This is a genomic window from Butyricimonas sp. DFI.6.44, assembly GCF_022132345.1.
Lineage (GTDB): Bacteria > Bacteroidota > Bacteroidia > Bacteroidales > Marinifilaceae > Butyricimonas > Butyricimonas muris.
The window spans coordinates 134164-159229 of the sequence record NZ_JAKNJD010000010.1; the positions used below are offsets into that span (position 1 = coordinate 134164).

A 25066-nucleotide genomic window follows, 5' to 3' on the forward strand; every position below is an offset into this window, starting at 1 on the left:
ATATGAAAAATAGAAGATATATTTGGATGGCAATGCTGGTACTGTTCTCTTTGGGCAGTTGTAACAGCTTTTTGGATATCAAGCCGGAGGGTGAGCTAGTGCAGGATGAACAATTTAAAGATGTGCAGGGATACCGGGACGCAATGTACGGGATTTACGCGTCTATGGCACAGGGGGAGTTGTACGGGATGATGATGAATTGGGGATTGGCGGATGTTCTCGGTCAGCAATTCGGGGATGAATACGGACAATTTGCTGATGCAAGTGACGGGTGGGCTGGAAGTAAATATGCTTATATTAAATATGCCTCGATTTATGATTATAAGGATCAGCGGATGGAAAAGCAAATTGAATCTGTCTGGACGAAGTTGTACGAGTGTATTTCTTACGTGAATAATGTGATTGTCAACATAGATAGAGAGGATTTGAATAAAGATCCTGATCTGAAGTTAATCAAGGGAGAGGCATATGCGGTGAGAGCTTTTTTACATTTCGAGGTGATGCGTCTGTTCTGTGATAATTACCGGATGAATCCCGACGCAGGTGGTGTTCCTTATGCCTATACTTTTGATTTAAGTAGTAAAAAAGTATACACGTTGGCGCAATGTTATGACAATGTATTGGCGGATTTGAGTGAGGCTGCCCGTAGTTTAGCCGGGGATGGCGATATTTATAATACGACAACAGTAGATTCGTATCGTAGAAAACGTTATTCACATTGTAATTTGTATGCGGCGTGGGCAATTAAGGCCAGAGTATTTTATACCAGAGGGGATTTGGATAGTGCCGCTTATTATGCTGAAAAGGTGATTGCTTCCCCGGGAGTGGGCTTGACGGAACGACAGAACTTTGAGCATGTAAAACGCTACGGTACGCACACGGAATTAATTTGGGGGTTATTTACCAACAAGATGTACACGGATTATAAAGAATTGTTCTTGCAGAGTGCCGTTACCTTGAATGCAACGTTGCGGGCGGATATAAAGGCTTTATATGAGGTGTCGCAATTCACGGCAGATAGTAAGGATTTGCGTTACACGAGTTTTTTTCAGGATAAAGGGTACGAGGGGCATTTCTTTATTCGATTATTAAGCCCGACGGAAGGGGCGAGTAATAAGCCGACACAGTATTTTAACGGAACTTGTCTGGTACGTTTGCCTGAAATGTACTATATTTTAGCTGAGGCTAATTATTCGAAAGATAAAGAGAAGGCTCTTGGTTATTTGAATGCGGTTCGCGGTAGCCGGGGATTGGCTGACATTGAAGCTTCGCTGGTGGATTCTCAAGATAAATTTCTGAAGGAGATGACGAGGGAACGCACGAGGGAATTTTACGGGGAAGGGCAGATGTTCAGTTTTTACAAGTGTCATAATTTGGGTTTTCGAGATTTTCTGGATAAAGTGGATGTGGTTCCGTCTAAAGATGTATTCGTTCTCCCGTGGCCCAAGTCCGAACAGGAGTATGGAGTTACTAACCAATAAAATGTAAAGAGATGAGAAAGTTATATATATTGTTGATTGTGTTTACAGCCTCTCTGTTTACGGGGTGTGATGAAAATGGAGAGAGCGGGTATTATGAGGATAAAGACCGGATTTATTTTGTGAAGGACAGTCTTGTTTGCCGGTTGGGGGAGATGCAGATGGATGTGGAAACTTACACGGTGAAGGTTCCGGTGAAGGTGTTGGGGCAACCTCTCGGGGAGAATCGAATGTTTAAAATAAACGTGAATCAAGAGTTGACAACAGCCCCGGGAGATTCTTATACTTCATTGTCGACAGAATTTGTGGTGGATAAGGATTCCGTGAACGCGTATATCCCGATAGAATTGTTGAGGAGTAGGATAGACCCGATGGTGGACACGGTGTACCGGATCGTGTTGGATCTGGAGGCAAATGATATGTTTGGGTTAGGGGTACAGGAAAAATTACAAAGTAAGGTTGTGTTTAGTAATTATTTGCAGGAACCTGATTGGTGGTATGCTTTAGAGGCTATGTACTGGGGAGCTTATAGACCGGAGAAGTACCAGAAGATGATGGAGTTCTGGGGAGGAGCGATAAGTTTTGAAGATTACATGAATAGTATGATTAAAGTGATTCTGTGTGGGAAAAAGATGTATGATTACTTTAAGTTGCATCCCGAGTATGGCATGGAATTTCCCGAATCGGCACCATGGCCTTACGAGTAGTAGATTTTTAATGGATTAAAAAGCGAGATAGATGAAACAATTGATATTAATAGCAGGTGTGTTGTTTTCGTTGATAGGTTGTTTGGACGATCAGACGAAAATGGGTGAAAATGCCATTTCTTACTTGTCGTTTAAGACGGAGTTGGATACGTTGTATTATGCGGAAAGAAACGTGGAATTCGAAATTGAAGCCCCGGAAACGAAACAGGAAAGTCAGGATAAGGCTTTATCGTATGAATGGCAGATCAATTATGACGTGGTTTCCACGGAGAGAGTTTTGAAACATGCTTATGATAGTTGCGGACTTTTCCCTTGTCGATTGAAGGTGTATAATGAGGACGGGGCTATTTTCAAAGAATTTAAATTACGGGTACCTAATCCTTATGACGAGGGACTTTTACTGTTAAGTAAGTATGACGGGCGTTCCATGATTTCTTTCCGCAATGATAATTGGCCGGAAAGAGGGTTTGAAAAGGATGTGTACGCGTCGAATAATCCGGGAATACCTTTGGGTACCGAGCCGGTTGCCGTTGCTTGCTCTCCAACGGAATATTATACTCCCTATATTTACGTCGTGACCGAAAATCCTTTTCGCTTTTTGAAATTGGATTATTATACGATGGAGGTGTTGGATGAGGTATCTTACCCGGAGGAGCGGGTGGACCGGATGTTAGAAAAGGATCATTGTTTGTATATTATGACTGATGGAAAGACGTTGGATTATGATTGTCGTAACGCGTATTTCCGAAATAATCTTCAACAGGGATTAACAGGAAAGTACGGGAATTTTCCGGATGCGGAGTTATCCGATAAAGCTGTCGTTTATGGAGGAAAGTGGAATTGGTACTTGCTGGTATTCGATATGAAGAATCAGCTTTTGTTCAGCGCAAGGGATATCGAACCTTATCAGATCAAAGTGGGGGATGAAGTTGTTGAAGCGAGTGAAATATATGATATGCTTCTTGGTGTGAGCGAGGAGGATATACTTATTTTGTTGAAAGATAAGAACGGGGAAAATAAGGTGGTGTACTTGAATATTTCCTTGCAATACGTGGGTTGGTCGAAAGTGTCAGTTTGGGATTTTAAATCGATTTATCCGGCTGCGGCAGAAATAAATAAGCAGAGTGTGTTCGCATCAAGCACGAAGGAGAATATCTTGTATTATTCGGTTGGGAATGAAATTTACCGGTATAATTATTTGTCTGCGGGAAATTTCCCGACGAAATCGGATTATACGGTCGGAGTTTCCGGTAGTTTGATTAAAAAGATTATACTGAATGATGATAAATCCGAGATGTATGTGGCGGTGGATGCTCCGAGTGGGGAATATCAAGGTGCTGTTTATTGTTATGATATTGAAACGAAAGAGTTGAAATGGAAAGAAGAGAACGTTGCCGGAGAGATCGTGGAAATGTTGTATAAACCTAGAAATCGTAACTATAACGAGGACTGATTGTTAATTCTGAATTATTGAAAGGATGTTGACGAATAAATCTATTCGTCCGGTAAACTGTTATATAAATCATAGTATGGAAGAACCAATTTTGAAAGTGGAAAACCTGTCGCACCGTTACAGTGTGCAGTGGGCGATACGGGACATTAATTTTGAAATTACGCGGAATGGTGTTTATGGTTTGCTCGGCTCCAACGGAGCCGGCAAATCCACCACGATGAACATTATCTGCGGGGTGTTGAAACAAACCGAGGGTAACGTGTTTATCAAAGGGGTGAATATGCGGGAGAATCCGGTGGAGGCAAAAAGGCATATCGGGTTCTTGCCGCAGAAACCGCCTTTGCACACGGATCTGACGGTGGAAGAGTACTTGTTGTATAGTGCCCGGTTGCGCCAGATATCCAGAGCGGAAGAGGATAAAGCGGTTACGGAGGCATTGGAACGATGCGGAATCGGTCATTTCAGGAAACGGGTGATTCGGAATTTGTCCGGAGGGTATCAACAACGCGTGGGAATTGCACAGGCGATTATTCATCGTCCGGATTTCGTGGTATTGGATGAACCGACGAACGGTCTGGACCCGAATCAGATTCTTGAAATTCGTCATTTAATTAAAGAAATCGCGGAAGATTGTACCGTGATTTTATCTACGCACATTCTATCGGAAATTCAGGCAACTTGTAGCTATATTCGTATGATCGGGCAGGGGACATTGGTGTTTTCCGGGACAGTCGATGAATTTGATAATTATATCTCACCGAGTACGGTGTTCGTGACTTTGGTGGAAGCTCCGCCAATAGAGGAGTTGCAACAGATTCCGGGAGTGGTGGGAGTGGAAGAGTTGGGTGGACCGAATTATCGGTTGCGATTTAGTGATTTGCCACAGGAGGTCATCGAGAAAGTGGTAAAAACGAGTGTGGTTAAAGATTGGCGTTTGACAGAGATTCGGATGGAAAAGACGTCTTTGGATGATGTGTTTGCCGAATTGTCAAAAAAGAAGAATTAAAAATAGAATGTTATGAGAAATATATATGATATAGCGCGCGCTGAGTTGCAATCTTTATTCTATTCTCCCATCGCGTGGTTGATATTGATTATTTTCACTTTTCAGAGTGCCGGACTGTTTGGCGGGCATCTGGCAGGCGCGATTATGCCTAAAGAGTTGGGGTATTCGATTTCCGATCTTACGTTTAAGCTTTTCGTGGACCAATGGAGTGGTGGGATTTTCCCCGTGATACAGGGATACCTGTACCTGTATATTCCATTGTTGACCATGGGGCTGATGAGCAGGGAATTAAGCAGTGGTTCGATCAAGCTGTTATATTCTTCTCCCGTGACGAATTGGCAGATTATTTTAGGGAAATATCTGTCCATGATGATTTACGGGTTGGTGATGATGTTTGTTTTGGTAGTCTTTATTCTGATTGCTTATTTTTCAATCAAGGACTTTGATCTGCCTATGGTGCTCTCGGGGTTGCTCGGGTTGTATTTCTTGCTTTGCGTGTACGCGGCGGTAGGGCTTTTCATGTCTAGTTTAACTTCCTATCAAGTGGTGGCTGCCGTGTTGACGCTGACCGTGTTGGGATTGTTGAATTACGTGGGGAGAATGTGGCAGGATGTAGAGTTCGTGAGAGAGATTACCTACTGGCTTTCCATTTCGGGACGTGCGGATGAATTTATCCGGGGGTTGATTTGTAGTGAAGATTTTCTCTATTTTATTATTGTGACGATGATGTTTTTGACTTTGGCCACGATTCGTTTGCAAGCAGCCCGGCAGAAGCAGCGGTGGACAAAAACGGTAGGCAAATACGCTGGAGTTGTTTTAGTGGTGGTCGTGTTGGGGTATTTTACTTCCCGCCCCTCTTTGATGACTTATTATGATGCTTCCTCTACCAAAAGGAATACGTTGACGGAGCATAGTCAGGAAGTGATATCCAAGCTGGATGGGGGATTGACGATAACCACGTACGTGAATTTGTTGGATGGTAATAATCTTTATTACGGGGTTCCCGGGGCTGTCAAGTATGATCAACAGAATTTCCGTCATTATATTCGGTTTAAACCGGAAATCAAAATGAAGTATGTTTATTACTATGACACTCTTTTAGGGGTAGACCCGAGTCGGTACGCGGAAAGGAAAACATTGAAGGAGAGGGCGCATGAAACGATGAAGATTTACAATATAGATTCCACGAAAGTGTTAACCCCGAAAGAGATTAGGGCTAAGATTGATTTGGTAAAAGAAGATAATTGGTTCGTGCGGGAGTTGGAACGGGAGAGTGGAGAGAAGACTTTCTTGCGGGTATTCCGGGGGATGGACAGGATGCCGAAAGAAGCGGAGATCACGGCTGCCATGAAACGAATCGCGATGAAACTGCCGACGGTCGGGGTGTTGACAGGACACGGAGAGCGGAATATACATCAGGCGGGAGATCGGAATTATACTTCTTTCGGGGAGGATAAACATTTCCGTTATGCCTTGATGAACCAAGGATTCGAGATGCAGGAGATTTCTTTGGAAAAAGAGATTCCGGAGGAAATTAATATTTTGATCGTGGCGGAGATGCGCAGTTCCTTTACCCCGGTAGAACGGGAGAATTGGGAAAAATATATCGCTCGCGGGGGGAATCTGATGATATTGAGTGAACCCGGACGAGGAAGTATCATGGGCGAGGTGTTGGCTGATTTTGGGGTGCGGTTGATACCGGGAACTTTGGTAAGACAGACGAAAGATTTTAGTCCGGATTTGATTGAAGCCCGTCCGACTCAAGCGGCTGCCGGGTTGGTTTATTATTTTGATGCCATGCGTGCGCAAGGTTACTCCGTGACGATGCCTTCGGTTTCAGCTTTGGCATATGATGGGAACATGGGATATAACGTGACACCGTTGTTTGAAACGGATTCTTTGGTATGGAACGAATTGCAGACGACGGATTTTATAGATGATTCCGTGACTTTCGATCCCGGAACCGGAGAGGCTCAACAGAAGTATGTAACTTCTGTCGCTTTAACCCGTCAGATATGGGGGCATGAGCAACGTATTATGATTTTCGGTGATGCCGATTGTATTAGTAACGCGGAGCTAAGCATGGGACGTCAGGGGATACGGTCCGCGAACTATACGGTAATCATGGGAGGATTCTATTGGTTGTCCGACGGGGAAGTCCCGATTGACGTGCGCCGGGAGTCCCCGCGTGATAATGATTATAAGGTGAGCGGGGCTGTTGTCCGTTTCTGGGATATTTTCTTATCTTGGATTCTACCGGGTCTGATGCTTGTTACGGCTCTCTTTATTTGGTTGCGTCGAAGAGGAAGGTAGAAATGATGTAGTGTGCTATGATGGGTGACCGGGACAGTTTTTCTTGTCCCGGTCATTTCATTGATAAAAGTATTTTAATTATTTTCTCGTTTTAGGGAGAGGGGGGATAATGGTTTAAAAAATAAAACTCTCAAAAAAAACAATAAATGATATAAAATGCTTTTTTATCATTATCTTCGCCTTCAAATTAATGCTATGTAGTGAGGTATTAAAAGTGTTGTGATACAAGAGTAGTAATTCAAAAAAAGAATTTATGCGTAACGTATTATTGAAGGTGTTAGGTGTAGTCATTTGCCTGTTATGTATGTCGTGGGAAGTTGTGGCAGAGGGGATTGTCAAGGGAAAAATTGTTGATATGGAAACACGGCAGGCGCTTGTCGGTGCCACGGTTTACGTGGAGGGTGTTTCTGCCGGAACGGTGACGGACACGACCGGGTATTTTGAATTGAAGTTAAAAAAGACAGGGGAAGTCGTGTTGCGGTTCCGTAATGTGGGTTACACGGAATTGAAAAAGAAGGTCGTTGTCGGGGATAAAACAATCCATTTAGGTATTATCGAGATGGAGCCGGAAGTGATCGGCTTGTCCGACGTGGTGGTGACGGGCTCGTTGGCGATAGACCGGAAGACCCCGGTTGCCTTGTCCGTGATCACGGCTTCGGATATCGAGAACAAGTTGTCGACACAGGAGTTTCCGGAGATATTGAAAGCCACGCCGAGCGTGTATGCCACGAAGGAAGGTGGTGCTTTTGGTGACGGGCGTATTAATCTCCGGGGATTCGAGACGGAGAATATTGCCGTCATGGTGAATGGCGTACCGGTGAATGAAATGGAGTGGGGCGGGATTTATTGGTCCAACTGGTCAGGTTTGGCTGATGTAACCCGTATGATTCAAGTGCAACGGGGATTGGGAGCTTCCAAGGTATCCGTGCCGTCTGTAGGGGGATCTATTAATATCGTCACTAATTCAACCAACGCGAAGAGCGGGGCGTCTGTCGCGTATAGCGTGGGGAATGACGGGTACAATAAAGTAGCGTTCAGTGCTTCTACCGGGTTGAGCGAGAAGGGCTGGGCGATGTCTATACTGGGCTCAAGGACTTGGGGCGACGGTTATATACAAGGAACCGATTTCGTGGCTTATTCTTATTTCATTAATATTTCCAAGCGATTGGGGGATAATCACGAGTTGTCATTGACCGCACTGGGTGCTCCCCAATGGCATAACCAGCGGAATAGGAATGATAAGATGAGTGTCGAGGCTTGGAAAGAATTGAATGATACGAAATATAACCCGAGTTACGGTTTCTCAACTTGGATGGAAAAGAAGGTACGGAAGGTATCCGCTTATAACAAGTATCACAAACCGCAGATTTCTTTGAATCACCTTTGGCAGATAAACGAGAAGTCAAGCCTTTCGAACGTGTTTTACGTGTCTTTGGGTAGAGGCGGCGGATATGGAGGGCGGGGTAATAAGGCTCATAAGAATGACTGGTATGGTACTTATGGCGGGAAGCCTACCACGAAGTTCCGGAACGCGGACGGCACGTTTAATTACACGGGTATCTATGAACTGAATGCGGCAAGTGTAACCGGTTCGGAGATGATTATGGCAATGAGTAAGAACGAGCATAATTGGTACGGTCTGATTTCTACCTATACGACAAAGTTAGGGCAGTATTTTGACGTGTATGGCGGTATAGATTTGCGCTATTACAAGGGGAAACACTATAACGAGATAGTGGATTTGTACGGCGGGAAATATTTTATTGACGATAGCCGTATGAATGTAAAATATAAGGCTGATGATTATTTATGGCAAAACGAGGAGTTGAAGAAGGGGGATATCGTTTACCGGAATTATGACGGGTATATGATGCAGGAAGGATTTTTCGCGCAAGGGGAATATAACCGGGACGCGTTGAGCGTGTTTGTCGCGGGTTCTCTTTCAAATATTACCTATTGGCGGAAAGACCATTTTTATTACTCGAAAGCCGATGCTAAGTCGGATAAGGAGAACTTCTTGGGATATACTATAAAAGGAGGGGCAAATTATAATCTGACGGAGAATCACAACGTGTTTGCGAATATCGGGTATTTCTCCCGGGCTCCTTATATGCAAGGAGGTGTGTTCTTGCAACAGGACGTGAGCAACGAAACTAATCCGGACGCGGTGAACGAGAAAGTGTTTACTTTTGAATTGGGGTATGGGTTCCGTTCCGTTTGGTTGGATGCTAACGTGAATTTGTACCGTACCTCGTGGATGGATAAGACGTTGGCTAATTTCTTTGAAAAGAATGGAGAACGTGTACGGGTGAATCTGACGGGATTGGATGCGTTGCATCAAGGGATTGAGTTGGATTTCGAGTTGCGTCCGCTGAAAGATTTGAAGATTACCGGAATGTTTTCTATCGGGGATTGGTATTGGAACGGTGACGGTAAAGGATATGCTTATAATTCGTCCGGACAGCCAGTGGATAAGAATGGTCAGCCGGTGAGTGAAATCGGGGGAAAGGATCATGCTCAAAATATAGTTAAATTGGATGATGTTCGGGTGGGAAATTCAGCACAGACTACTTTTGCCTTGGGGGGACAATACCAGTTCTTGAAGGGATTGCATGTCGGAGTGAATTATTCTCATTTTGCTAGAAATTACGCGAAGTTTACACCTTCTTTAGCGTATGACCTGGGAGCGGAGAAGGCATTCGAGTCACCTTGGAGAATGCCGTCTTACGGGGTATTGGATGCCAATATCAGTTATCGTTTTCCCGTGGGAAAACTGTTCGGGGTGATGATTTCCGGTAACCTGAATAATGTCTTGGACAAAGAGTATATTGCCGATGCCGAGGATGGTAAAGATCATGATGAGGCATCCGCGAAGGTGTTCTACGGTTTCGGACGTACGTTCTCGTTAAGATTGAAAATTACATTTTAGTTCCAAAGTCCGTAAGGTCTTTAAAGTCCATAAAGTCATAAAATGTTGAATTATTTTATAATTTTGTGGGCTTTAAAGACCTTATGAACTTTATGGACTTTATAAACTTTTGACTATTATGGCTTTCATGAGTATATTGCAGCGTTTTAGGGTGTATTTGCGTCAGATTCTTGATCCGTCGGATGAGCAGGAGCGGGAGGAAGATACCGTCGAGTCGATACGAAAAGGGATCGTGTTCCGGGGAACGAATCTGTGGGTATTGATTTTCGCGACGTTTATAGCTTCGTTGGGATTGAACACTAATTCCACGGCCGTGATTATCGGAGCCATGTTGATTTCTCCACTGATGGGACCGATTATGGGAATCGGGTTGGGAGTCGGTATCAATGATTTCGAGTTGATTAAAAAGGCGTTCCGTAATCTGATGATAGCGACGATTTTCAGCGTGTTGACCTCTACTTTGTATTTTTTGTTGTCGCCGTTGAACGAGGCTCGTTCGGAGTTATTGGCACGGACGACTCCCACGATATACGACGTGTTGATTGCCTTTTTCGGCGGTATGGCGGGCATTGTGGCTTCTGCCACGAAGTTGAAAGGGAACGTGATCCCGGGAGTGGCTATTGCCACGGCATTGATGCCGCCCTTGTGTACGGCGGGGTTCGGGTTGGCGAGTGGTAACCTGACCTATTTCTTCGGGGCTTTCTATTTGTTCACGATTAACTCGGTATTTATCGCGGTTGCCACGACCTTGGGCGTTCGTTTGATGCATTTCTCGAAAAAGAAGTTCATGGATAAGGAGCGGGAGAAGAAAGTACACCGTATCGTGTATTCGATTATCTTCCTTACGATGGTGCCGAGTTTGTATATTACTTACAACATGGTGAAGACGAATATCTTCGAGACGAATGCCAGTCGTTTTATAAAGAATGAATTTAATTTCCCGAATACTTTGGTTGTCGATAAGATAGTCAAAGCAGAGCAACCGGAACGGCGGATTGAAGTTTCGTTAATCGGGAAAGAGATTTCGGAAGACGTGATTGTTTCGCTGAAAGAAAAGATGTTGCAATACGGGTTGGGTGATATTCCCCTAATCATTCAACAGGGATTCGGGAAAGAGGATGCCGGGTTGCAGAATGACGTGAGCAATATGTTGTTGCAGGATTATTATATGCAGAATAAACAGCGGATTGCTTCGCAGGAACAGGAGATTGTACAATTGCGTTCCCGCTTGGAGTCTTATCTGTTATACGACACGATCGGGCGGCTGATTAGCCCGGAAATAAAAATCCTTTATCCTTCGGTAAAGAATATTGCCATTTCCAAAGTGATTCGCAGCAGTGTCGATTCTTCTTATACCGACACGTTGACCATTGCAATTGTCGCCTTGGAAAAGCCTTTGGCTGTGCCGGAGGAAGAACAGTTGACGGCTTGGCTATCCGCGCGGGTTGGCGTGAAAACGCTGAAATTGATTAAAGAGTAATCGCTCCCCGGATAACGTATCGTACGGCTAAAAAGCTGGGTATAGTACAAAACATGATCCAGAGGAAAAAGTTCTGGTATCCCGCGAGTTCCTGAATGTAGCCGGAAATCATGCCCGGAAGCATCATGCCGAGAGCCATGAAGCCGGTGCAGATGGCGTAGTGGGCGGTTTGTTGCTGTCCCTTGCTGAAGAGCATCATGAAGTAGGTGAGGGCGGTGAAGCCGAAACCGTAGCCGAACTGTTCGACAGCGACACAGGTAGAAATGAGCCACATGGCGGATGGATGGGCAAATGCCAGATAGACGTAGACGAGGTTGGGAAGGTTCATGGCGGCGGTCATCCACCAAATCCAGTGCTTTAAGCCGTTTTTTGCCATAACGATACCGCCGAGGATGCCGCCGACAGTTAAGGCGATTAACCCGACCACGCCGTAGATGGTGCCGACTTGAATGGTGTCCAGTCCCAGTCCGCCCACTTCCGGGTGATCCAGCAGGAAAGGAGAGGCTATTTTCACGAGTTGGGATTCTGCAAAACGGAATAACAGGATAAATGCCAATGCCGCCAGTATGCCTTTTTTTTGAAAGAATGTGACAAAGGTTTCAAGGAAGGCTTTGAGCGGACTGCCGTTTTTCACGGGGACGTCGTTCTCCGGTTTTGGAAGTATAAACTGATGATACAAGAAGAGTAGGACAAAGAGGGCTGCCAATAGATAGAAAGTGATTGACCAAGCCCGCGGGACGGCAATCTCTTCGGGAAGAGTGGCGGAATATGTTTTTTCAAGCCAGCCGGCAAGCATAACGATGAGTCCCTGTCCGGTGAGCATGGCAAGGCGGTACGCCGTGTTGCGGATGCCCACGAAGAAGGCTTGCTTTTTGGTATCCAGACCGAGCATGTAAAAGCCGTCGGCAGCGATGTCGTGAGTGGCGGAACTGAAAGCGAGCAACCACATGAAAGCTAAAGAGTAACGAAAAGCATGGGGACCGGGTAAGGTAAGTGCCACCCCGGCAAGACCGCCCCCGATAAGGAGTTGCATGGATATTACCCACCAGCGTTTTGTCTTTACAATGTCTACCAAAGGGCTCCACAGGGGTTTGATCACCCAAGGGAGATAGAGCCAACTTGTGTAGAGGGCAATGTCCGTGTTATTTACCCCCAGTCGTTTGAACATGATGACCGCGAGAGTCATGACGACGACATAGGGAAGACCTTGTGCGAAATATAGGGAGGGTATCCAAGACCAACCGGAAGTATTGATTTTTGATTTCATGATTTACGATTTAAGATTTTAAACTCTCTTCCGGCTTCGCCGTATTGAGCTCTCGCTCGAACTGGCTCTCGCTCGGTAACGTGAAAACAAGTTTCCCCGCTACTCTCGCTTACTCGCCAGTTTCCCTCTATAAACAGAGGGAGAGCTGAATTACTCACCGTTTTTGGGATGAGTCCCCAGCTCCTCCTCTGTTTATAGAGGAGGTGGCAGCGAAGCTGACGGAGGAGTTTTCATTTTCAATTTTCAATTCTCCATTTTCAATTGTTTCGATTTTAGTTCCGGGGAAATAATGTGTCAGTATCTCTTTGTAATTGTATCCTTTGGCACTCATGACAGCAGCACCGATCTGACAAAGACCGACGCCGTGTCCCCAGCCGGCACCTTTGAGGGTGAAACGGACGGGAGTTCCGGAAGAGTTTTTTTCAGTTTCGATGATAAAGGCAGAGCTGTATAAATGTGACGGCGAGAGGGCTTTTCGAATGATAAGTTCCTTGCCGATAACCATGCTTTTTTTCGAACCGGAGATGCGGAGGCGGATGATACGTCCCGATACGCCTCGTTGCAAGGGTTCGAGAGTGTGTATGATGCCGAAATCAATACCGAGTTTGGTCTTCACGAGGGCGGATAATTCCTCGGTTGTATAAGAAATCTGCCAGCGGAAGAAATCCTGTGTTTCTTGGTCGTAGTCGTTTAATACGTTGGAGAGTATTTGTTTGTCCCGCGTGTTGCAGAAGACATCCGGGGCAGAGGTAATCCATGCTTTGGCATGTTCCTCCCGTGAAAGATCCGGTACAGGGGTGAGGGAGGCACTGTCAATGACCTTCGTGAGGTACGGGTGATTGACGGGTTCCCACGTGTTGTCAAAACGCTCGGATACTCCCCCGCAACATTTGGAAAAACGGGCGTCACAAATCTCTTCTCCATAAAGAAGTACTTCCCCCCGGGTAGCCTCTATCGCTTGTTGCACGGCAGGGGTATATGCTTTGCTGATTCCTTGGTAACGTTGGCAATGATCGTCGGCACACACGTCGAAATGGTCATGGTCTTCCCGGTCGAACCAGCGGATATATTGGTTTTCATCTCGAAGACAAGATTGGTAATCCTCGGAGAGTCGTTCCTTTTTTACTTTTTGGGCGATCAACCAACTGCGAGAGATAACGGCATGGGCTTTTAATAATTCAAGCGAAGAGGTGGCACTCATCTCGGAAGAAATGACACTCAGTAAATAATCTTCGAGCGGGAGAATATTGACGGCAGTCAGGTATTGTTGTTCGTCTAATATTTGTAATGCTCCTTTGAACTTCTGGTTTTCCGTGCGTTCCCAATGAAAATGGATACCGATAACGACATCGAGTAAATCGAAATCAGCTTGCTCGTGATCATCGGGCGTGAGCGTGAAGCCGGAAGATATGGTTTGCTGTCCCGCGGAAGTTTGTAAGATTAATACCTCCTCGTTTTTTATAACGGAACATTCCCCCGTGTAAGTTTGCTCCTCGTTCCGGTAGATACCGTTTAGACGGAACTTGATGCAGGGGGCGAAGAGGATACCGACAGATAAATTCATGAATTTACGATTTTAGATTTATGATTTTAGATTTATGACACACGTGCTTGCGCTTTTAAGACATTCGTAAATCGTGAATCATAAATCGTAAATTATTAAATTGTTCATCAGTTAAGGTCAGTTGGCCGAATAAGTCCCGCAGGAGGGGAACGTCGAGGCGGTTGAAGTCAGCTTCGCGGGGGGAGATGATTAATCCGGCGAAGTCCACGCAACCGGGGCTGAACAATATGTTATCCGCTCCCTCGGCAAAGAATTGCCATGGACGATGTTGACGGCGGGGGAATATGACGATTTGCCATTCCTCGTTCTCGTGCCAAGCGAAAAGATTAATCATGGGTTCCGGATCATTGGGAGTGACCTTGCCGATCATGTTTAAAATCTCATGGAAATTTCGTTCAAGAAGCTCCTTGTCGGCGGAACGGATGATGATGTTTTTGCGGATATAGTTTTCAATGCTTTCTACGATTAAGGTTTTGTCGGGAGTGGTAAATAAGATTTCTTTGCTACAATGGGTTATATCCGTTTCCAAGGGCATTTCATAACGAGGCGCCAGTTGGAAGTGAAAATGGTCGGGAGCGGAGGCTCCGCTTCGGGGACCATTGTAAAAGATGGTATATTCCGGATAGGTGCGGGCGATGTCCAACATATCTCCGAAATGCCCGGCAATGAGTTGCGGGATATGCTGTTTTGCCGGAACCGTGTAATGCCGGGAGAATATGGGATAAGGGTTCACCCGTATATCAAATGTCGGATTATAATCAAAACTCTGTTGTTCCGGTGGCATATTCTCTTTGCACAAGAAACAAGCTCTCGCTTTAAGAGAGGCCTCGTCTATTTTTGCCGCGGCAGACAGTATCCTGTCCGGGTTGTGTTGTACGCGTATTTGGAAATCTCCAAAGTCTACCGAGCGATAAAGCACCTGTTTTAAACGGTCGTAATTGTTGCTCGCTGTTGCCCAAACGGCTAATTGGTCTTCTAAGAATGGATCAAAAAACATGCTGATTTTAGATTTATGATTTTAGATTTTAGATTTTAGATTCCAGCCGCACAAATTCAACTCTTGTTTTGTTCATTTTCAATTTTCAATTCTCCATTTTCAATTGTTTGTCTCGCGAATAATTCTATCGTTCTAATCTTGTCTTTATAGAAATTGTGTTGATTTACCCGTTGAATGTCAAGGTCTGCATCGGAATTACCTTCCCAGCGGCGGCACAGGTATAGCGGTTCGTATATACGCCCGATCCGGTACTCCCGTGAAATGGCCAGAGCGGTAGCGTAATCTTCCCCGTAGCTGACATTCGGGATTTTTATTTCCCGGAGTAAAGGGGTATAGAAGGCTCGCGGAGCTCCTAATCCATTTACGCGCAGGGCGTTGTTGCGTCCGTTGTCGGGAGTCCATTCCTTGTGGTCGATGATTCCCGGGGGAATTTCTTCCAGATTAAAATTGACCATACGGTAACTGCCGATGACCATAGCGCATTGTTGCTTGCGGAAAGTGTCGACAATGGTTTGTAATACCTTCTCGTTGATATAGAGGTCGTCACTATCCAGTTGCACGGCAAAACGTCCGCAAGCCGGATGCATGACGGCGTGCGTCCAGCACCCGCCGATACCCAAATCCGTGCGTTCCGGGATGAGGTGAATCACTCGCCGTTCTTTTGAGGCGATGTCGGATATGATTCGGGTGGTGTTGTCCGTGGAATGGTTGTCAATGACAAGGATATTATATTTGAAACCGGTTTGTTGCGTGAGGACGGAGTGAATGGCGTCGGCAATGGTTTTCTCCCGGTTGCGCACGGGAATAATGACCGATGCTTCCGTCTCGAATGATTCGCGGGTCAGGTCAATGGCTTTGAATCGCGGGGAAAGATAGGCTCCTACCATTTTCAGGTGAGCCGTGCATGCCTGTTCCATTTCTATCTGTACTTCCCGGTTCCGGGGATTCACGTAATCAAATTGCTTCTCCCCGGAACGCCGGGTGTCCTGTTCTATCTCCGTGTACAGAAATTCGGGAATCCTGAAGATTTGCCCTTCCCGGGAGAGGCGCAGGCGCAGGTCGTAAAGTGCCGCGTACCGGTAATTCGTGTCCATTTCTCCAACGACTTTTTTGAACGTTTCTGTTTTTACAAGAAGCACGGAACCGAAATCGAAATCGTCACGGAGGCTCCCCGCCTGATATTCTATGGTCGGGTGGGGAGCGGGGTGTCCCTCGCGTTCCGCGTAATAATCTGAATAGAGCATGACGGCTCCGGTCGCCCGGGCGATTTGAACAAAACGTTCCTCGGCGTATGCCCCAAGCCGGGGAGAGGGAGATTTCGTGTAAAGAAAGAAATAGGGAGTATACACGGAATCAGCTATTTGCTTTAATGTTTCGGTGTTTTCAAAATATTTGCTGCTGACGCAAGAAATCTTTGACATAAAGAATACTATTTAGGTTGAACTCAAAGATATATTCTTTTTGCAGGAAATGAAATATTTTGTTCGATTTTGTATGAAAATTAATATCTTTGCGTCGTTACTAAAAAGAAGATGTTGGAATTCCTCTGGAAAAAATATCAATATTTGAAGCATGGATGCTTGTTCTTTTTGTTGTTGTGCATAAGCTGGACGACGACAGGCAAGAATCTTGGCCCGGATTCATTGATATTGATAATCAGTTCTTATAACCCCGAAACCTCGCAGACATCCCGGAATATATCCGAATTTTTGGATGAATACAATGCTTCGAGCGGTAAATCTTCGGTGGCAATAGAGAACATGAACTGTAAGAGTTTTTCCGAGGCTTGCTCTTGGAAATCCCGGATGAAAGATATTTTGGCGAAATACACCGGCAAGAGTTTGCCCAAGGCGATTATCTTGCTGGGGCAGGAAGCATGGACATCCTATCTTTCACAGGATTCACTGACCTCTTTTCATATTCCGATTATAGGGGGAATGGTGAGCCGGAACGCCGTGTTGCTGCCGGAGGATGGGACGGATCTCGAGAATTGGGAATCGGAGAGTGTGGATGTTGTCAATGATAGTTTAAAGAATTTCCGTATTTTAGGATTCGCTTACGAGTACGATGTCGAAAAAAATATTGAGTTGATTCTGGATTTCTATCCCGACACGAAGCATATTGCCTTTATTTCCGATAATAGTTATGGCGGTGTTTCTTTGCAGGCTCTTGTAAAAGAGGAAATGCGGGAAAAGTATCCCGATTTGGATCTAATTTTATTGGACGGTCGGAAACATACCGTTTATTCGATTACCGAAAGAATCTCAACATTACCCGAGCATACCGCGATTTTATTGGGAACTTGGCGGGTGGACAAGAATGACGGGTATTTCATGCGGAATGCCACGTATTCGATGATGATGACGAATCCGGGTTTGTCGGCTTTTACCGTTACTTCTATCGGTATGGGGTATTGGGCTACCGGGGGATGCGTACCGGAATACAGGACTGTCGGTAAGGATATTGCCCGTTTGGTCATAGGGTTGGAAAACCAGTCCGATTCGGTATTGTCCGAACAGGGGTTACAGATTATTCCCAATCAATATTGTTTCGATTACGAGAAATTGAGGAAGGGTAACTTTTTGAATAAAGAGGTGGCAAAGGGTGCCCTCTTCTACAACAAGAAGTTATCTTATTTCGAGGAATACAAGTATCAAATCATAGGGGTTGTGCTGGCATTTATCCTGTTATTGCTGGGATTCGTGTTGGCGATGTATTTTTACCTTCGCACGAAGCGGTTTAAGGATGCTTTGGTTGAAGCGCAGAAGGATAATACCCTTATTCTGAATAACGTGAACACGGGAATTAAATTTATTAATCCCGATTTTACGATCAAGTGGCATAATGGGGTTGATTTTACGGCTCTTATGGAATGTGTATCCAATTCGAAAGGGGAGGTTTGCTATAAAGCGTTACGGAATTTGGATCAGCCTTGCCCGTACTGTCCGGCTGTTACGGCGATGAGAACGGGTAAGGTGGCGGACACGATTGTGAAACAGGGAAATTATTACATTTATATTCTGGCGAATCCGGTATTTGACGAGGAGAAGAATTTACTGGGAGTGGTGATGCGTCTGGAAGATATGACCAAGCAGAAACAGATAGAAATCGAATTACGTCAGGCGAAAGAGAGGGCGGAGGAATCGGATCGGTTGAAATCAGCGTTCTTGGCTAACATGAGCCACGAGATTCGTACCCCGTTGAATGCTATCGTCGATTTCTCCGGTGTGCTGGTGGCGGATGACTATGATGTCGCTACCCGTCGTGAATTTGTAGAAATTATACAGAAAAATTCGGATCTCTTGCTTCGGTTGATTAATGATATTCTGGATATATCCCGGTTGGAAACAGGGCGTTTGAAATTCTCGTTCGAGGAAACAGAACTTGTTTCGTTGTGCCAGAGCGTGTTGGCAACGACGAGTTATGGTAAGAAAGATGGTGTCGAATACGTGTTCAAGGCTCCGTGTGAACAATATATGTTGCGGACAGACGTTCAGCGTTTGCAGCAGATATTGATAAACTTATTATCCAACGCCAATAAATTCACGCCGCGAGGAAGTATCACTTTAGCTTTCGAGGTCGACGAGAAAGAAGATTGTATTTATTTCAGCGTGACGGATACCGGTTGCGGTATCCCGGAAGAGAAGCAAAAGAAGGTATTCGAGCGTTTTGAGAAATTGGATGAATACGTGCAGGGTACAGGGCTTGGATTGGCAATTTGTAAATTGACAATCACCATGATGGGCGGTGATATCTGGATTGACAAGAATTACACGGAGGGAGCCCGTTTTGTCGTGCGGCATCCCTTGAATGTGAAATTGGTTTCGGAAGAATAAGTCTTTAACTATCTCTGAATAGGGGTGAAACTCTACTGTCATGCGGCTTTCTTATGACTATTGGGTGACTATTGGGCGGCATCGCCTACATATCGCCTACTGTTCGCCTACTGTTCGCCCACGTTTTAGCAAAGAATATGCTTTTTTAACACCCGCTTATGATTTGCCCCGTTTATGATTTGTCCGGCAGGTTGGAAGATCGTTTTATCTTTCGCTCAAGGTATACCCTAGTATAACGGTTGGTATACAACAAGTGAGGAGTGGAGGGTGAGTGGGCTAAATAGTGAAAAAGTGTTTTGTTTTTGTAGAAATGTTTGTATATTTGTAATGCGTAACATACTCAACGGCGGGGAAACCTGCCACAATGTGACAGGCATTTTTTGTGCCTGTTATCTCCATACGGCGGTTCCGTACCCCCGTGATGGAGTGTTAATGCATCCACAGCCGTTGAGGTGTTACGCAACGGGACAGGCGGAACCGTCTTTTTTTCTGCCAATAAAAAAAGAAAGCTAATGGGGAAAGCAAATGATCGGCGTACCCGTGTGAAAGGTCTTTCGGGATACAAGACAAATGTTCGGAAACTTGCGATTAAGGAAATTATTGCTAACTTTGTTTCAAAGGTCTGAGATAAAGGGTTATTTTCGAACATGTAATATACAGGGGTCTTATGCAATCGCGGAAGTCGGATATGGAGCTTATTCATGCGATTCGTGAAGGTAGCGCGGCTGCTTTTCATGAGTTGTATTTCCGTTATTCCAAAATGGTGTATCGTCATATTCTTGTTCGGGTAAATTCTTCTTTTGACGCGGATGATATTTTTCAAGAGTTTTTCGTCAAGTTTTGGGAGAAAAGGAGTTCTCTGGAAGTAACTTCTTCCGTGCAGGGGTATTTGATGGTTTCGTTGAAGAATCATATTCTAAACACGATAAAATTGGAACAAATCCGGGATAAACATCACGAGTTGGCGCAGGGTGAGAAGGAGGAAGCGGATGATTACACGTGGGTGAAAATTGTGGCGGAAGATTTGAATGACAAGTTAAAAGAGGTCGTCGAGGGATTGCCGCCCCGGTTGAAGTGTGTGTATATACTTAGTCGGGAACAAAATTTGTCAGTGAAAGAGATCGCTGGTAAACTTTCCGTGTCGGAGCAAACCGTTAAAAATCAATTGACTGAGGTGCTTCGGCGATTGCGAAATGAAATGATGCAGAATAATTTTTTATTTTAGAATAGTACTACCTGTCGCTCCGATTTGTCATATAATAAAGGACAAGAATTTATGAGCGTAAACGAAATATATGATTTATTGAAAAAATACCGGGAGAATGAATGTACCCCGGAGGAGAAAGAACGTATTATTCGGTGGTATCAGCAGTTTGAGCAGGAAGCCGAGCTATTGCCTGAAATTCCGCAGAGAAAGTTGGATCAATTGTGGAGTTCTATTGAAAACCGGGTAAACGGAAGGAAAGGACGACGCATCGGGTGGATATACCGCTGTGCCGTTGCCGCGGTTATTTTATGCTTGGTCGCGGGGGGCATTGCTTACTACAATCAAGGAGCGAAGAAAAATGGAATGGAATTGGTTCAACAGGAGATACTTCCGGCAAAGGGAGTTGTCGTTTTGCAATTGAGTGACGGGCGTCAAGTCCCGTTGACGGAGGCGGTGACGATTAGAGATCGGGAGGGGATGATTATCAAGAATGATTCGACGAAAGTGCTGGATTATACTTTGGCGGGGGACGGTGCGGTACAGCCGGTGTATAATACAATCACGGTTCCGGCGGGGGGAGAGTATCGGGTACTTTTGTCGGACGGTTCGAGTGTTCGGTTAAATTCGTGTTCGTCGTTGACATACCCGGTACCGTTTCACGGTGATGCGCGGGAAGTGAAATTAAAGGGAGAGGCTTTTTTTGATGTCGTGAAAGGTGTGAAGCCGTTTATTGTCAAGACCTCGAGTATGGATGTGCGTGTGTTGGGAACTTCGTTCAACGTGTCGGACTACGAGGATGACTATCAAGCCCAAACGACTTTGCTGGAAGGGCGTGTAGCTGTAAAAGAATATGAAATTACGCCGGGTATGATGCTTGCCTATTCCAAGCGGGACGGGCAGGTACGGACGGAGGAAGTGGATACCGATCTTTACGTGTCATGGATGAAAGGGAAATTCCGGTTTGAGGATATGCGTCTGGAAGATATTATGACCAAATTGAATCGTTGGTATGACTGTGAAGTTGAATACGCGGACGCCTCTTTGCGCGGATTACGTTTTAGCGGTGCCGCGGAGAAAGACCGACCGGCGAGTTATTTATTAGGGATGATCGAAACCGTCACGGACGTGAAGTTCAAGGTTTCGGGCAAGAAGATTTTAGTTATGAATAAATGAAAAACAGGGAGTTCTCACCCTCCCCGTTTAAATAATCAATAAACAGCATTCGCGAAGCGTGTCGACCAAACTCTTTTCGTGAATGAGTTATAAACTATAATAACAAAGGTATGAAAAAAAAATGGATGTGTAAAATTTTGAGGTACATGCGGAATCTATTTTTATTATTATTGATTTCAGCCTCTAGTGTATGGGCTAGGGTAGGATACTCGCAGGGAAAACAGGAAACTTTTAACGTGAAGAGCGGTACGATAGAATCGATCTTCAAGCAGATCAAGAAACAGAGTCAGTACGAGTTTTTCTACAACACGTCGATTCTGGACGTGAAGAAAGACGTTGCTTTGACATCGACGAGCGGCACGTTGGAAGAGATTTTGGAACAGGTGTTGGGTGATAAGTACGTCTACACGGTCAGGGATAATTATATCCTGATCTCGGAGAGAAAGACGGTATTACCGGACGAAGTAAAGAAAATCACGATAAAGGGTGTCGTGAAGGATAAAAAGGGTGAGACGCTACCGGGCGTGTCCGTTCTGTTGAAGGGTACGGCTATCGGGGTGGCAACAGATGTAAAGGGTGAGTTTACGTTGACCATTCCCGAGCAGGATACGATCGTCTTGCGGTTTTCTTTCATCGGGATGAAGATGAAAGACGTGGTTTACAAGAAGCAGGACAAACCGCTCACGGTGGTGTTGGAGGAGAGTTCGACGGAGATGGACGAGGTGGTCGTTACCGGTTATCAGGAGATTAAGAAAGAGCGGATGACGGGATCGGTAGAGGTGGTTACCTCGAAAGATATCGCCAATAAAGGGTACACCAGCGTGGAGGACGTGTTGAAGGGACAAATGGCGGGAGTCGCGGTAATGAATCTTTCCGGACGACCGGGAGCCCAAGCCCGTATACGGATTCGGGGTATCAATTCGCTGACCGGCGATACGAATCCTATCTGGATCGTGGACGGGATGCCGCTCACGGGAAATGTTCCCGAGGTGAGCATGGGTGGTACGGAGTTCGAGGAAACGGTGCTGACGAGCGGTATCGGTAATATCCCGCCGGATGATATCGAGAGTATCACCGTGTTGAAGGATGCTGCCGCCACTGCCATTTACGGTTCCCGTGCGGCGAACGGGGTTATCGTGGTGACGACGAAGCGGGGAACTGCCGGGCGGTCGTATATTAATATACAAGCCTCTTACGGTTTGAGCGAAGCCCCGGATAATCGCCTGAAGATGATGAACACGAGGGAGAAAATCGCTTTCGAACGGGGTATATATGAAGATTTCCCGGGATTGAATATCGGGGGACGGGTATATCAGTTGCTAAAGAACGTGGATAACGGTTTGATTTCAAAATCGGATGCCGAGGCGGAAATTGAGAGGTTGAGTAAAATCAGCACGAATTGGTTCGATAAGATTTTCCGGGTGGCGCAGACGCAGAATTACAGTATCTCACTTTCCGGCGGTAACGAAACGACACAGTATTACGGTAGTCTTTCTTACCTGTCACAAGAGGGTGTGATGCCGAACAACAAGTACGAGAGCATGGGTGCTTCGATGAAATTGACTCATGATTTTAATAAATTCCTGAGGGTTCATTTCGATGTGCGAAGTAGTTTGCGTAATGACCGTAGTTCCGCCTCTCCCGTGAACCCGCTGGATTACGCGACTTATGCCAATCCTTACGAGCGCGTGTATGACGAGAACGGGGAGTACGAGTATGACCGTAGTTCTTATTCCACTTTGAGCGCCATAAAGGACGGGTACAAGTATGATTTCAATATCTTGAAGGATATGAACGAGAACACGACGAAATCAAGATATTTGAGCAATCAGGTCAGCTTGAAACTCGAGTTCAAGATTCTGGAAGGATTGATGCTTTCTTCCATGGGGACATTCTCGAGTTCGAACAATCACTCGAAGAAGGAATTGGTTCCTGACTCGTATGCCTCGAAAGCCTCTTCATGGCTTGCGGGATTGTACTCGGAGGGGGAGGTGCCGGACGAGATGAATAACGGTATGATTCGGGAATCGACTTCCCGTTCTCAGCAATGGACGATTCGCAATCAGTTGGAATTTGCACGCGGATTCTCCGGTGAGGATCATTATATCAATGCTTATTTCGGGCAGGAGGTTTCTTCTTCAAAAGGATACGGTTTCACGAGCATGATCCCGGAATGGAGTGATGTCTACGGGGTGGCTACTTATCCTGATTTGACAGGATGGACGTTGAAATCGGCTTTTAAAAATTCGTTATCGAGTCTGGGATCTCATTCCGAAACGCAGGATAGAAGTGTATCCTTGTTTATGACGGGATCTTACAGTTATAAAGACCGCTACGTGTTTCAAGGAAGTGCCCGTTTGGACGGGGTGGATATTATCGGGACGAAGAATCGTTTCTCTCCGCTTTGGAATGTGAGTGGCAAGTGGAACCTGCATAACGAGGCTTTCATGAGTCGATTCGGTTTTATCAATCAGTTGGCTTTCCGGGTTTCTTACGGTTTTGTCGGAAGTATCGACCGCAACGCTTTGCCTTTCTCTGTTTTGCGTAAGGTAGATAATTTCTCGTACAACGGAGAGAAGATTATGGATCGTTACGATCCTTCCAATCCGTCGATCAAGTGGCAACGTCAGGAGAACCGGAATATCGGGTTCGACGCGTCGTTGTTTAATAACAGGATAAATCTGGTCGTGAATTATTATAATAATGATACGCGAAATCTGTTGGACGATAAGAAGATAGCGGCATCCACGGGACGTCTTTCCGTGGCGGCGAACGTGGCATCGGTGAATAATAGGGGATGGGAGATTAGCTTGAGAACCCTGAACGTGCGGACGAATGATTTTAGTTGGGTTACTTCCGTGAACTTTACAAAGAATAAAGATAAGGTTACGGATACCTACTATCAAGAGTTGAGCGAGATTTCCGCCAGCACAAATTCTACTTTTGAATCTTTGTATAGTTTGTATATTCAAGGACAACCCGTGAAGGCGTATTATGGCTATAAATACGCGGGCGTAGACCCGTACACGGGAAATACGTTAGCTTACGTGGATGGGTTTGATGATGACGGTAACCGATTGGGTACATTGAACGCGGAAGGGAAGTACGTGTATAATATGGATAATGATTTGACTACGCAATTAGCTAACGCTTCCCGGGGATATTTGGGACGGAGTGATCCGCCTGTTACCGGAGGTTTTACGACTCAATTCAATTACAAGAGGTTTAGTCTTTTCGCCCAATTCACTTACATGACGGGGCATCTGGCCCGCTCGTTCCAGTATTACTCCGGCGGGACGGCTTATGCCGCGGCGAAGAATGTGCTGAAGATTGAAGCGAACCGCTGGAGAAAGTTGGGAGATCAAACCGATATTCCCAAGTACGGCACGAGTAGGACGGAGTATTTATACCAGTTATTTGATTTCCGCTTCGAGAAGGGAGATTATTTGAAATGCAACAATATTTCTTTCGGGTATAATCTGGAACCGGAGTTATGCGCTAAATTGCGGATCACCCGGGCTCGCCTTAACTTTAATATGTCTAATGTTTTCACGTTGACGAAATTCAGGGGAATAGACCCGGAGACGAAAGGTGCTTTTACTTACCCGAGTGCTCGCTCGTATACTGTTTCGTTGTCAATAGGTATTTAATTTGAA

General features: G+C 45.4%; 15 protein-coding genes. 11 read left to right on the forward strand and 4 right to left on the reverse strand.

Translation table 11 applies throughout. From position 1 onward, the window contains the following. Positions 1 to 2 precede the first annotated feature (2 nt). The 7 genes from L0M98_RS14810 (at position 3) to L0M98_RS14840 (ending at position 11366) form a co-directional block, all read left to right on the forward strand. The gene (locus L0M98_RS14810; protein WP_186978282.1) at positions 3 to 1481 is read left to right on the forward strand and encodes a RagB/SusD family nutrient uptake outer membrane protein; all 1479 of its coding nucleotides are present in this window, start codon (positions 3 to 5) and stop codon (positions 1479 to 1481) included. Between the two features lie 11 nt (positions 1482 to 1492). Then, complete coding sequence (locus L0M98_RS14815) at positions 1493 to 2185, forward strand: DUF4843 domain-containing protein (protein WP_227216769.1); 693 nt, start codon at positions 1493 to 1495, stop codon at positions 2183 to 2185. 31 nt (positions 2186 to 2216) lie between these two features. Then, complete coding sequence (locus tag L0M98_RS14820; protein WP_227216768.1) at positions 2217 to 3638, forward strand: hypothetical protein; 1422 nt, start codon at positions 2217 to 2219, stop codon at positions 3636 to 3638. 76 nt (positions 3639 to 3714) lie between these two features. After that, on the forward strand, positions 3715 to 4644 hold the full coding sequence (locus L0M98_RS14825) for an ABC transporter ATP-binding protein (RefSeq protein ID WP_186978276.1): 930 nt from the start codon (positions 3715 to 3717) through the stop codon (positions 4642 to 4644). Between the two features lie 12 nt (positions 4645 to 4656). After that, a complete protein-coding gene (locus L0M98_RS14830) occupies positions 4657 to 6957 on the forward strand; it encodes a Gldg family protein (RefSeq protein ID WP_227216767.1) in 2301 nt (766 codons plus the stop codon). A gap of 253 nt (positions 6958 to 7210) precedes the next feature. Continuing rightward, positions 7211 to 9886: a TonB-dependent receptor gene (locus L0M98_RS14835; protein WP_099294247.1), complete on the forward strand. Its 2676-nt coding sequence runs from the start codon at positions 7211 to 7213 to the stop codon at positions 9884 to 9886. A gap of 118 nt (positions 9887 to 10004) precedes the next feature. Then, complete coding sequence (locus tag L0M98_RS14840; protein WP_099294246.1) at positions 10005 to 11366, forward strand: TIGR00341 family protein; 1362 nt, start codon at positions 10005 to 10007, stop codon at positions 11364 to 11366. Here the strand turns inward: L0M98_RS14840 and L0M98_RS14845 are convergent. From L0M98_RS14845 to L0M98_RS14860, 4 genes are all read right to left on the reverse strand, one after another. Further along, on the reverse strand, positions 11356 to 12633 hold the full coding sequence (locus tag L0M98_RS14845; RefSeq protein ID WP_099294245.1) for an MFS transporter: 1278 nt from the start codon (positions 12631 to 12633) through the stop codon (positions 11356 to 11358). The genes L0M98_RS14840 and L0M98_RS14845 overlap by 11 nt on opposite strands. Before the next feature lie 154 nt (positions 12634 to 12787). Next, positions 12788 to 14197, reverse strand: coding sequence for a SpoIID/LytB domain-containing protein (locus L0M98_RS14850; protein ID WP_227216766.1), 1410 nt, complete (start codon positions 14195 to 14197; stop codon positions 12788 to 12790). 55 nt (positions 14198 to 14252) lie between these two features. Then, on the reverse strand, positions 14253 to 15194 hold the full coding sequence (locus tag L0M98_RS14855) for a DUF4922 domain-containing protein (RefSeq protein WP_227216765.1): 942 nt from the start codon (positions 15192 to 15194) through the stop codon (positions 14253 to 14255). Positions 15195 to 15250: 56 nt separating this feature from the next. Then, positions 15251 to 16615, reverse strand: a complete 1365-nt coding sequence (locus L0M98_RS14860) for a glycosyltransferase family 2 protein (protein WP_227216764.1) — start codon at positions 16613 to 16615, stop codon at positions 15251 to 15253. A 111-nt stretch (positions 16616 to 16726) separates the two neighbouring features. Here L0M98_RS14860 and L0M98_RS14865 point away from each other — a divergent pair, with 111 nt between their 5' ends. The 4 genes from L0M98_RS14865 to L0M98_RS14880 all read left to right on the forward strand — a co-directional run bounded on the left by L0M98_RS14865 (position 16727) and on the right by L0M98_RS14880 (position 25060). Further along, on the forward strand, positions 16727 to 19030 hold the full coding sequence (locus L0M98_RS14865; protein WP_227216763.1) for a sensor histidine kinase: 2304 nt from the start codon (positions 16727 to 16729) through the stop codon (positions 19028 to 19030). Positions 19031 to 19718: 688 nt separating this feature from the next. After that, on the forward strand, positions 19719 to 20255 hold the full coding sequence (locus L0M98_RS14870) for an RNA polymerase sigma factor (protein ID WP_237961740.1): 537 nt from the start codon (positions 19719 to 19721) through the stop codon (positions 20253 to 20255). Between the two features lie 51 nt (positions 20256 to 20306). After that, complete coding sequence (locus tag L0M98_RS14875) at positions 20307 to 21410, forward strand: FecR family protein (RefSeq protein ID WP_227216761.1); 1104 nt, start codon at positions 20307 to 20309, stop codon at positions 21408 to 21410. A 146-nt stretch (positions 21411 to 21556) separates the two neighbouring features. Next, entirely contained in the window at positions 21557 to 25060 is a 3504-nt protein-coding gene (locus L0M98_RS14880) for a SusC/RagA family TonB-linked outer membrane protein (RefSeq protein WP_227216760.1), read from the forward strand. The last annotated feature ends 6 nt before the right edge of the window (positions 25061 to 25066 follow it).

Excerpts from the sequence above, each read along its gene's own strand:
- L0M98_RS14860 (WP_227216764.1), bottom strand. The coding sequence starts at position 16,615 with ATGTCAAAGATTTCTTGCGTCAGCAGCAAATATTTTGAAAACACCGAA.
- L0M98_RS14855 (WP_227216765.1), bottom strand. The coding sequence starts at position 15,194 with ATGTTTTTTGATCCATTCTTAGAAGACCAATTAGCCGTTTGGGCAACA.
- L0M98_RS14810 (WP_186978282.1), top strand. The coding sequence starts at position 3 with ATGAAAAATAGAAGATATATTTGGATGGCAATGCTGGTACTGTTCTCT.
- L0M98_RS14815 (WP_227216769.1), top strand. The coding sequence starts at position 1,493 with ATGAGAAAGTTATATATATTGTTGATTGTGTTTACAGCCTCTCTGTTT.
- L0M98_RS14880 (WP_227216760.1), top strand. The coding sequence starts at position 21,557 with ATGCGGAATCTATTTTTATTATTATTGATTTCAGCCTCTAGTGTATGG.
- L0M98_RS14835 (WP_099294247.1), top strand. The coding sequence starts at position 7,211 with ATGCGTAACGTATTATTGAAGGTGTTAGGTGTAGTCATTTGCCTGTTA.
- L0M98_RS14825 (WP_186978276.1), top strand. The coding sequence starts at position 3,715 with ATGGAAGAACCAATTTTGAAAGTGGAAAACCTGTCGCACCGTTACAGT.
- L0M98_RS14850 (WP_227216766.1), bottom strand. The coding sequence starts at position 14,197 with ATGAATTTATCTGTCGGTATCCTCTTCGCCCCCTGCATCAAGTTCCGT.
- L0M98_RS14870 (WP_237961740.1), top strand. The coding sequence starts at position 19,719 with ATGGAGCTTATTCATGCGATTCGTGAAGGTAGCGCGGCTGCTTTTCAT.
- L0M98_RS14875 (WP_227216761.1), top strand. The coding sequence starts at position 20,307 with ATGAGCGTAAACGAAATATATGATTTATTGAAAAAATACCGGGAGAAT.
- L0M98_RS14820 (WP_227216768.1), top strand. The coding sequence starts at position 2,217 with ATGAAACAATTGATATTAATAGCAGGTGTGTTGTTTTCGTTGATAGGT.
- L0M98_RS14845 (WP_099294245.1), bottom strand. The coding sequence starts at position 12,633 with ATGAAATCAAAAATCAATACTTCCGGTTGGTCTTGGATACCCTCCCTA.
- L0M98_RS14840 (WP_099294246.1), top strand. The coding sequence starts at position 10,005 with ATGGCTTTCATGAGTATATTGCAGCGTTTTAGGGTGTATTTGCGTCAG.
- L0M98_RS14830 (WP_227216767.1), top strand. The coding sequence starts at position 4,657 with ATGAGAAATATATATGATATAGCGCGCGCTGAGTTGCAATCTTTATTC.
- L0M98_RS14865 (WP_227216763.1), top strand. The coding sequence starts at position 16,727 with ATGTTGGAATTCCTCTGGAAAAAATATCAATATTTGAAGCATGGATGC.